At 38.8% G+C, this 10,245-nt stretch carries 8 protein-coding genes; all 8 read left to right on the forward strand.

Annotated features, from left to right (window positions below):
* The first annotated feature begins 165 nt into the window (after window positions 1-165).
* The 8 genes from D0T84_RS19685 (at window position 166) to D0T84_RS19720 (ending at window position 10,121) form a co-directional block, all read left to right on the forward strand.
* A complete protein-coding gene (locus D0T84_RS19685; protein WP_163309561.1) occupies window positions 166-768 on the forward strand; it encodes a hypothetical protein in 603 nt (200 codons plus the stop codon).
* Between the two features lie 12 nt (window positions 769-780).
* Window positions 781-1,758 carry a shufflon system plasmid conjugative transfer pilus tip adhesin PilV gene (gene pilV / locus D0T84_RS19690; protein ID WP_163309562.1) on the forward strand — a complete coding sequence of 326 codons (978 nt, stop codon included), beginning with the start codon at window positions 781-783 and terminating at the stop codon, window positions 1,756-1,758.
* Window positions 1,755-5,258 carry a DUF6443 domain-containing protein gene (locus D0T84_RS19695; RefSeq protein ID WP_163309563.1) on the forward strand — a complete coding sequence of 1,168 codons (3,504 nt, stop codon included), beginning with the start codon at window positions 1,755-1,757 and terminating at the stop codon, window positions 5,256-5,258. The genes pilV and D0T84_RS19695 overlap by 4 nt, the downstream gene beginning before the upstream one ends.
* A gap of 574 nt (window positions 5,259-5,832) precedes the next feature.
* Window positions 5,833-6,783 (forward strand): RHS repeat-associated core domain-containing protein, encoded by a 951-nt coding sequence (locus tag D0T84_RS23365; protein ID WP_370525534.1) that lies wholly within the window; start codon window positions 5,833-5,835, stop codon window positions 6,781-6,783.
* A complete protein-coding gene (locus D0T84_RS19705) occupies window positions 6,780-7,307 on the forward strand; it encodes a hypothetical protein (RefSeq protein ID WP_163309564.1) in 528 nt (175 codons plus the stop codon). Before D0T84_RS23365 ends, D0T84_RS19705 begins: the two co-directional genes overlap by 4 nt.
* A gap of 295 nt (window positions 7,308-7,602) precedes the next feature.
* Window positions 7,603-8,547 (forward strand): RHS repeat domain-containing protein, encoded by a 945-nt coding sequence (locus tag D0T84_RS19710; RefSeq protein WP_163309565.1) that lies wholly within the window; start codon window positions 7,603-7,605, stop codon window positions 8,545-8,547.
* A 15-nt stretch (window positions 8,548-8,562) separates the two neighbouring features.
* Window positions 8,563-9,273: a hypothetical protein gene (locus D0T84_RS19715; protein WP_163309566.1), complete on the forward strand. Its 711-nt coding sequence runs from the start codon at window positions 8,563-8,565 to the stop codon at window positions 9,271-9,273.
* 71 nt (window positions 9,274-9,344) lie between these two features.
* Window positions 9,345-10,121, forward strand: coding sequence for an RHS repeat-associated core domain-containing protein (locus tag D0T84_RS19720; protein WP_370525535.1), 777 nt, complete (start codon window positions 9,345-9,347; stop codon window positions 10,119-10,121).
* The last annotated feature ends 124 nt before the right edge of the window (window positions 10,122-10,245 follow it).

Consider the following 10,245-nt stretch of genomic DNA (forward strand, 5'->3'; position numbering starts at 1 on the left):
CCTCAGTTAATGTCACTTTGTATCGTATTGCCATAGTTGCTTTTGTGGCAAATATACGATATTTGTCAGACATTATCAAATTGACATGACACTAGTATCCAAGATAAAAAAGTGGTAACCGAATATAAATATCCACGTAACTATACAGATGCAATTTATGTAAGTATGAAAAATAAGAATATGTTAAGGCCTGTCATTGAGGAGATAACTTATAATGGAACAATGGAGACGCAAAGGATAAAAAATAATTATACTAATGCGAGTACAATAACCAATGGATTAATACTTCCTTCTTCAATACAATCTTCATCATCAGGAACTGGAACTTTACAGACAGAAGTTACTTTTGATAAATATAATGCACAGGGAAAACCATTGCAAATAACATTAAAAAATGGACGGATAACCGTCTACCTCTGGTCCTACAACTACCAATATCCGATAGCCGAGATCAAAAATGCCACATACGAATCCGTTAAGGCAGCACTGGGCGAGACCCTTATCAATCGTGTAGCCAAAGCGACCACTCCGGCTACGGCAGATATAACGACTATCAACAATCTACGTAGCAATACGGCCTTAAAAGCAGCGTTGATCACCACCTACACCTACAAGCCACTAGTAGGTATGCTTACAGCCACCGACCCCTCAGGCATCACCACCTACTACGATTACGATTCCTTCGGGCGGCTCAAAGAAACCTACCTGATAGAGGGCGGCGTTAAGAAAATAGTACAATCATATAATTACCATTATAAAAACCAGTAAAACCATATTATTATGAAAAAGACAATAATCCTTATATATTTTATACTATTTGTAACAGGCGTATTCGCACAAAACCAGACGATAAACGGCAATCTCCATGTGTCCAATATATCTGGAGGAAATCTGCGTATAGGAAAAATTGGCGATATAGGGAATAAAGCGGTACCTGTAGGAGGCCAGTCTGCTCAATACTATCTTGACTTTACTGGTTATAGAGACGTTTCAGCAAACCAGATTGGAGCCCGTATCGCAGCTTTAAGATTTAATCGGCATCTGGATAATAATGCATTAGTACAAAAGACGGCATTAGCATTTTATACAAACCCAACAGGAATGAATACAGGTACTACTGACCTGAAAGAGCGAATGCGTATTAATCCGGAAGGCAATATCGGTATAGGCACTACCAATCCGCAACATAAGCTTCATGTAGAAGGAAATATATATGCGAACGGCTGGTTTAGGACAAATGCCAATAATGGCATTCTTTTCCAGTCATGGGGAGGCGGGTTCTACATGTCAGATGCTACCTGGATAAGGACTTACAACAACAAGAGTTTTTATCATAATACAGGTATAATGCGTACAGATGGAACTTTTCAAGTTGGTTCAGGAGGAAGTCGTTTTATAGTTAATACATCCGGCAACATCGGTATCGGCACCACCACTCCTCAATCCAAACTGGATGTCCGGGGAAAGATAATAGCCAATGAAGTAGAAATAAAGGTCATTGCCGGCGCCGACCACGTTTTCTACCCCGACTACCCGTTGATGCCTCTATCCCAGGTCGAAAGCTTTGTAAAAGAGAACAAGCACCTGCCCGAAATACCATCCGAAAAGGAGATGCAGGCAAACGGACTGAATGTAAATGACATGCAGATCAAGCTCTTGCAAAAGATCGAAGAACTCACCCTCTACGTTATCGACCTGAAAAAGGAAAATGAAGGATTACAAAAACGCATTCAACAATTAGAAGATAACCAGCTATGAAAAGATTACTATATCATATAATCCTGCTGCTTTGTAGCACAAGCCTCTGGTCGCAAGCCATCATCACCCTGAATACCGCCCGCACCACCGGAGGCACCGAAACCGCCTGCAAGGGCATCAGCCTGAAACCAGATTTCAGCTTCAAGTCAACCGACAGCACCAGCCTTTCGCTCAAGGTCAACCCCACCACCTGCGACCCTTACGCAGGCAAGGCCTCTGCTGTAAGTGCGAACCAGAACTATATCCAGACCCGTACCTACACTACCGACAACGGCAGCCGCTATATGGAATCCATTCAGTACTTCGACGGGCTGGGACGCCCCCTGCAAACCGTACAGCGTGCCGTCACCCCCAATACCGCCGACTTGGTCACCTACCAGGAGTACGACCCCTTCGGCCGTGACGGGCGTGCATGGCTGCCTACTGTAGCTGCAGGCAACAACGGCGCCTTTGTCTCCCATGCCAACTACAAGGCCAAGGCCATGACCACCTATAAGAGCACCACATACAATACCACTTCCGACTCGGTAGCCTATAGCCGACCCGTTTACGAAGCCTCACCCCTGAACCGCGTGGTAGAGCAGTACGGCCCCGGTATGGACTGGCAGAAGAACGGCAAAGCAGTAAAGACCGCCTATCTGACCAATACCACAAGCGGGGAACTCGTCTGTAAGAAGTTTGGAGTCGGTGGCTCGGGAACCGCTACCACTCTGGCTAAAAGCGGTAACTATGCAGCCAGCCAGCTCTATGTGACCAGGATGACCGATGAAAACGAAAACGTCAGCTATGAGTTCAAAGACAAGCTGGGACAGGTAGTCCTTACCCGCCAGATCAGCGGTACAGCACACGATACCTACTATGTGTATGACAATTTTGGAAACCTGTGCTATGTCCTTCCTCCCGAACTGTCGGACAAGGCCACTGCTGATGGAACCGTCAGCGCCAGCCTGATAGACCTCTGGGGCTACCAGTACAAGTACGATGGGCGCAACCGCTGTATCATAAAGAAGCTACCGGGCACCGAAAAGATATATTATGTCTACGACAAAGCCGACCGCCTGATATTCACCCAGGATGGCGAACAGCGCAACCGAAAAACGGGTACGAAGTCGGAATGGACATTTACCAAATATGATGCATTCGGCAGAGTTATTATCTCCGGTATATACCGGACGGATGCCTCGCATGCCAGCCTGCAAACTACATATAAGAATGTAGTATTTAAAGAATTGGTAGGAACCGGCAACTTTGGCTATTCGTGGAATTATTTAAGTGGGGCTATTGAAAATAAAGATGTGCTGCTGGTCAATTACTTCGATTATTACACCTCCGTGCCAGATGTAAATGATTACAAAAACAGGTTGAAATATGTACCGCAGTCAGGTTATGGAGCACAGCATACCAGTGCCAAAGGCCAGTTGGTAGCTACCCGTGTAAAGAATATTAAAAGCGATAACTCTACCGTTCACAATGCATTGGGCGAAAGTGGCACCTTTTTCTATTACGACAACCGGGGACGCCTGATCCAGACCCATTCAACAAACCATCTGGGCGGAGTGGAATCCGAATACATCGCCTATAACTTTACAGGCCAGCCGGTAAAGAAGATGCATGTACATACCAAAGACGCCAACGGTGGCGGCAAACAGACCGAAGTCTATGCCTACACCTACGACCATGCAGGCAGATTATTAAAAACCACCCACCAGCTCAACAGCGGTATCACCGTCACGCTGGCCTCCAACACCTATGACGAACTGGGCAGGCTAAAGACCAACCAGAAGCATACCCATGCCAACCTGAAAACCACCTACGGCTACAATATACGCTCGTGGACAAAAACCATTGCCAGCCCAATGTTCACACAAACATTGTATTATAACGAGGCTTATGGCATACATGGCAAACAATACAATGGCAATATCTCGGCCATGACCTGGAAGGTGGGTTCCGAAGCCCTGCGCAGCTATGCCTTCAAGTACGACAACCTCTCGCGGCTGACACATGCCGCGTACGGAAATGTAAGTTCGGGAGGCATGTACAGCGCATCGTACGGTTACGACAAGCACGGCAATATGAAGTCACTGACCCGCCGGGGCAAGAAGACATCGGCGGCAGACGATAATCAGGCCGTAGACCAACTGACCATGACCTACACAGGCAACCAGCTGACCAAAGCCGAAGATGCCGTAGCCAACTTCGCCTATGCCGAGTCGGCCGACTTTAAGAACTACAGCAATGTAGCTACAGAATATACTTACAACAAGAATGGGGCGATGGCAAAAGATTTAAACAAGGGAATAACGGCCATTCAATATAATTCCTTAAATTTACCACGGATGATGGATATTAAGAGTCCCGTTGCAGAGGCAAGGAACGAATATACATACAGTGCATCAGGTGCGAAGCTGAAAGTGGTGCAAAAGTGGAATCCTAATTTCTCTACTGCTCCGGTTATCGGTTCGGCCATCAATACCGCAGCGTTGACCATGACCAAGACCACCGATTATGTTGGCAACAAAGTCTATGAAAATAATGCATTGAAACGGATATTAGTCGATGGCGGCTATATCGAAGGCACTACCTACCACTTCTATATGAATGACCATCTGGGAAATAACCGTGTGGTGGCTAATGCCAGTGGTACAGCTATTCAAAAGAACCATTATTATCCATTTGGCACTGCTTTCGCCGAAACCTCAAAAACCGAGCAGGGTAAGCAGCCGTATAAGTATAATGGGAAGGAGCTGGATGCAATGCATGGGGTGAACTTATACGACTATAGTGCAAGGTATATGGATAGTCAGATCGGTAGGTTTACAAGTGTGGATCCGTTGGCGGAGAAGTATTATAGCATTAGTCCGTACGCGTATTGTAATAATAATCCTTTGAAGTATATTGATCCAACGGGGATGTCTCCTGACACAGCAAGAGTTTATACTGAAACAATAAGAGGAGGACATGCTTGGATAAGTGTAGGAGAAGGAGATGATATGATAGTATATTCTTATGGACCAATGACAAGCAGTTATTCTAAAGGACATGCAATTACAGGAAAGGGTCTATTATCTAAATATACAGGAACAGCTGCTAAAGGTTATTTAGATCAGAAAATGAAAGATACAGATATGACTTCAGTAACAATAACCGATGTATCAGAAAGTACAATTCAGGATATTATTGAAAATATTATAGATGGAGGGAAAAAAGTGGATAATTTAATAATAAATGATTATACGACCGAAGTTGTAGATAGACAACAAGTTCATACAGTTACAGGACTTAAAGTGCCATATAATGTAGGAGATAGTTATGGCTCGTATAATGTATTAACTAATAATTGCACTACTTTTGTTTCTGATGTTTTAAATCAGGCTGGTTCTAGTGTCTTAAAGGATTCGAGAACCGTAATAGACCGGAAACATGGTGATGTTTATAGAGTTCCAATTAATAGTAGATTTATATTACCTTCTTCCTTACGTTCTGCGCTGAAAAAATAATTTTTAAAATATTATATATGAAAATTGTTATAAAAATATACATATTGATTTCTATAGTTATACTATATTATATTTTGGGAATCTGGAATAACAACTTTATTAATTTGAAAAGCCTTAAAGAATGGAATTGTAGTGAATTTTTATTACAAAAAGAAGTGTTAATGGATGTCCTAACATCGAATATGACTTGGTTTCTCATTTTAGGAACATATGTAATTATTGGTATAATTATTAATATTACCATTTTCATTCTCTATAATAAAAAAATGAAATCAGTGAAATAAATTTTCATCCTTCGTTCAGTGTCCCGCTATGTCAGAGCTAAATTAATTAAGAATAGAAAGAATAATCCTGCTTTTGTCATCATCGGCAGGATTATTTATCTATTGTATGAGTAAGTTATACAGAAGAAAAGTAACAAAGAAAAACAGCGAAAAACCTGTCACCTTTGTCACTTTTTAACATTCTTACTATATTTACATAAGTACTAAAAAGAGTTTTAGTCGATGGCGGCTATATCGAAGGCACTACCTATCACTTCTACCTGAATGACCACCTGGGAAATAACCGTGTGGTGGCTAATGCTAGCGGTACGTTGGTTCAGAAGAATCATTATTATCCTTTCGGTTCGGTCTTTGCAAGTACTACAGGGGCTGAGAAACAGCCGTATAAGTATAATGGAAAGGAGTTAGACCGGATGCATGGGCTAAATCTATATGATTATAGTGCAAGGTATTATGAGAGTGCTATAGGAAGGTTTACCAGTGTGGACCCGTTGGCGGAGAAAAAACCGTGGTTGACTCCTTATCACTATTGCTCTAATAATCCTATAAATCGGATTGACCCAAATGGTGAATTTGATATAAAAGCCTATACTGACGAGGAATTAAAGGAAAGAGGATTAACAAGGGACGATTTAAATAGATTTACAAGTATCGTGACTAATATATCTGATTTAGTTAAGAATAATCCAGATGCAATAGAAGCTATCATAAATACAACAGGCTTTTCTTTAGAGACTGTCTTAAATGACTTATCGTTTGGAAATGGACCAACAATCAGTATTAATGGAACGGTTGGAGGAGGAGCACAAGGGGGATCGGATGGTATTACTATTGCTCCTAATGTTATTAAATATCTCGCTTCTGTTTCCAGTGATGACAAGAGCAATTTGGCAATTCAAACACTTGGCATGGCTTCAACAGTATTGCATGAATATGGACATTATGGGGATCAAATTACAAATAATGGATTTAATTCAGGACAGTTCAATCCTAATACTGGCGAAAATTATACTACTATATTCAGTAGTTCACCTAAGAACAACAATATTGAAAGAGGAAAACAAGCATGGTCTATGACAGTAACAGGTCATAGAGGAACTGATATAGAACAAGCCACATTTGGAATGAACTTTAGTGTAGGAACAAAAGGTAATTTTATTCCAAGTTCTCGTTATATATTCCATCGTTTACCTAAGGAAGCGCAATTAAATAATATTCTAAAAACATTAAAAGTAAAATGACACAGAAAAATCTACTATATATAAAAATATTATTTATATTGATTTTTATATTAAGTATACAATCAACGTTGGCTCAAAAATCCGATTGTGATATATATAATATTGCTTTAAAACATATATACAATCAACGCTCTGATTATTTTTATTTTATTAGCAATGAAAAACTGGAATTTACAAAGAATTACCTTGATGCTTTTAATTCAATGCAAGACATGAACCTTGATTGGAAGGATTTCGCAGAGCCTAAATCAGATTCAATAAATTGTTCTTTCGATAGTTTGAAATATGAAATATGTAATATGAAAGAATCATATTTGTTTGATATACATCATATTATTGAATTAGAACATCATAAATATATTCCAGTTGGAGTTAATTTTTTACCAATTTTATATAAACAGGATCAGTTAGCTCTACTTGCAGTTGTAACAAGGTTTAAGCCTGTTCCTAAAGCAGTATTTTATTTTATTTTTGAGTATAAAGAACAATGGAAAATTGTTAATGTGAAAGTCGAAGTTTATTAACTTCCTTTCGTTTTAGTTAAAATCAAGGCCTTCGTTTGGCATAGGCTCCACCTATGTCGGCCTAACAACAAGGCTCCGCCTAGAATAAGAATAAATAATCCTGTTACAGTTATCCTTAGCAGGATTATTTATCTATTATAATATGAGTTCGTTTAAAAGAAGAAAAGTAACAAATAAAAACAGCGAAAAAACTGTCACCTTTGTCACTTTTTAACATTTTACTATATTTACATCAGTACTAAAAAGAGTTTTAGTCTATGGCGGTTATATCGAAGGGACTACCTATCACTTCTATATGACAGACCATCTGGGAAATAACCGTGTGGTGGCTAATGCCAGCGGTACGTTGGTTCAGAAGAATCATTATTATCCTTTCGGTTCGGTCTTTGCAAGTACTACAGGGGCAGGGAAACAGCCGTATAAGTATAATGGAAAGGAGCTGGATGCGATGCACGGGCTGAATTTGTATGATTATAGTGCGAGATATATGGATAGTCAGATCGGTAGGTTTACGAGTGTGGATCCGTTGGCGGAGAAGTATCCACATATATCACCATATATCTATGTAGAAAATAATCCTTTAAGATATATTGATCCAACAGGAAGAGAAAAGCTAAATGGGATGGGTACTAGAAATGGTGGATTAGGAATAGCTCGTGCCAGAGATAATGTAGATAATGGAATGATACACATTTATGGACATGGGAGTCCAGACGGGCTTACTTTTGTTGATATTAGAGGAAATGTTTCCATGATTAAGAATGCAAGCGATTTACAATCATTATTAACCAGATATAGTGCAATATGGAATAATCGATTACCAGGTGAAGAATTAATAATAGTACTACATTCTTGCAATACAGGGAGTATTATGGATAGAGGAGCAATAACTTTGGCTGAAAATATTTCGGTAAATATGCCTAATGTTGTGATTGTAGCTCCAAGTGATTATTTATTTATATCTAAAGATGGTGAAATAATAACATCTGAAGATCAAACAAGAAAGGGCAGTTGGATATATTACAGAGAAGGCATACCCATATATTCAGAAGAAGGTGTAGAAATTAATAATCCTGACTTGAAGCATTACAATAGGCCTTTATACTCTAAAGGTAATACAAAAGAAGAGCAACGAGCAAAAAGGGATGAAGGACTTAATCAAGGACAGCAAAAACCAAAGAATTATGATAATTGGAGTAAAACAAAACAATGGTTTTATGATACATTTGGAATTAATTAATTATTTGATTTATAGATGAAAACAATTATATATTATATTGCATTATTTTTATTTTTATTTATTTCATGTAAGCAAAATAAACATCTTGCTGAATATAAAAATGTAGATATAAATAGAGTAAACCTTCTATTGGATAGCATCAATAATTCTATCAAAAACGAAGTGATGGAATATAGCGATTCGATAATAAAATCTCTTGATTTTAAGCATCTGCCAGCCAAAATTACAGGTACTCTTTATATACCCGAACGAGAAGAATCAGAGTGTCTTGATACCGCTGATTTCTTTTACCTGATAAAAACAATTGAAAATAGAAATATAGAAGAATATCTCTATAGCTTTGAGCGAAGGTCATGTAGGGAAAGATTTGATTATACACCTTATGCACTATATATGGCAACAGTTACCAATGATTCAGAAGTATCCTTGTATGTATATAAGAGTTTATATTCTATCAATTGGTATAAAAAGAAAACGAAAAAGGTAATTGAAGATGATATCTCTCTGGACGAATTGACCAAAAAACAGCGAAATTTAGCATTATACTATTTGATAAAATCTCATGAACAGGGTAGCGCTATAGCCTCAAGTTTCCTTTCTTCATATTTTGAAGAAGGCTTATATTTTTTCCCGAAAGATCTTTCTATTGCTTATAAGTTAGAATCCATTTTGTTGAAAGATGATGGAATGGATTATTGGCCGGGTACGGATATAAAAATTGAATAAGTCTCGTTTCGACAAGTGTTGCCGAGCAGGGTAAGCAGCCGTATAAGTATAATGGGAAGGAGCAGGATGCGATGCATGGGGTGAATTTGTATGACTATAGTGCAAGGTATATGGATAGTCAGATAGGTAGGTTTACGAGTGTGGATCCGTTGGCGGAGAAGTATTATAGTTGGAGTCCGTATGTGTATGTGGCGAATAATCCGTTGAAATATGTGGATTTGAAAGGGGATAGTTTGACATTAGTAGGAGAGAATGCACACCTTGAAGCAACAGTGGGTATTTATGGGCAAAATCTTCAAGGATATTATGATATTTCTATACAGAATGGATTAGTTTCAATGGTGGCTGTTGCTGGTGCAGATATGAGTACTATGACAGCGCAGCAAACAAATCAAAGAGATATATTAGATAATATCATTAATGGAGCGGGCATGACTACTTTAAATATAGTAGGAAATAGCACTTCTGTTATTATTGGAGATGTTAATACAGCAACTATAGATATTGGAGATATTAGTAAATTAGGTACTGGAGGAGATGTTAGTAGTACTAGTACTTTATTACATGAAACAGAAGAACAGTATAGACTTCAAGTGAGAAACCTAAATACTAATAGAGCTCATGCATTTGGTGTTAATGCGGAAAATCGTATTAATCCATCAGGAAACGAAACCTCTGGAGCAGAAATAATATGGGAAAATGGTTACAAGACTTTACCAGATCGGACGCCTGTAGGATTTACGCCAAATGGTACGATAATAGTTCCTTTCATGAATAGTACAGGGGCAAGAGTTACACCAACTCATATCCTATTTAGAAATAAAAATGTTACAAATGTAATTAGATAGCTAATAGCAATGAAAAGGATTTTATTTATTGAAGTCATCTTGACTTTTTGATTTTCTTAATTTTCTTTAAAAATATAACAATAAAAGCTATATAATTGAAGGACTTCCAACTAGATACCGTCGT

Origin of the sequence: Dysgonomonas sp. 521 (assembly GCF_010501055.1) — a bacterium.
GTDB lineage: Bacteria > Bacteroidota > Bacteroidia > Bacteroidales > Dysgonomonadaceae > Dysgonomonas.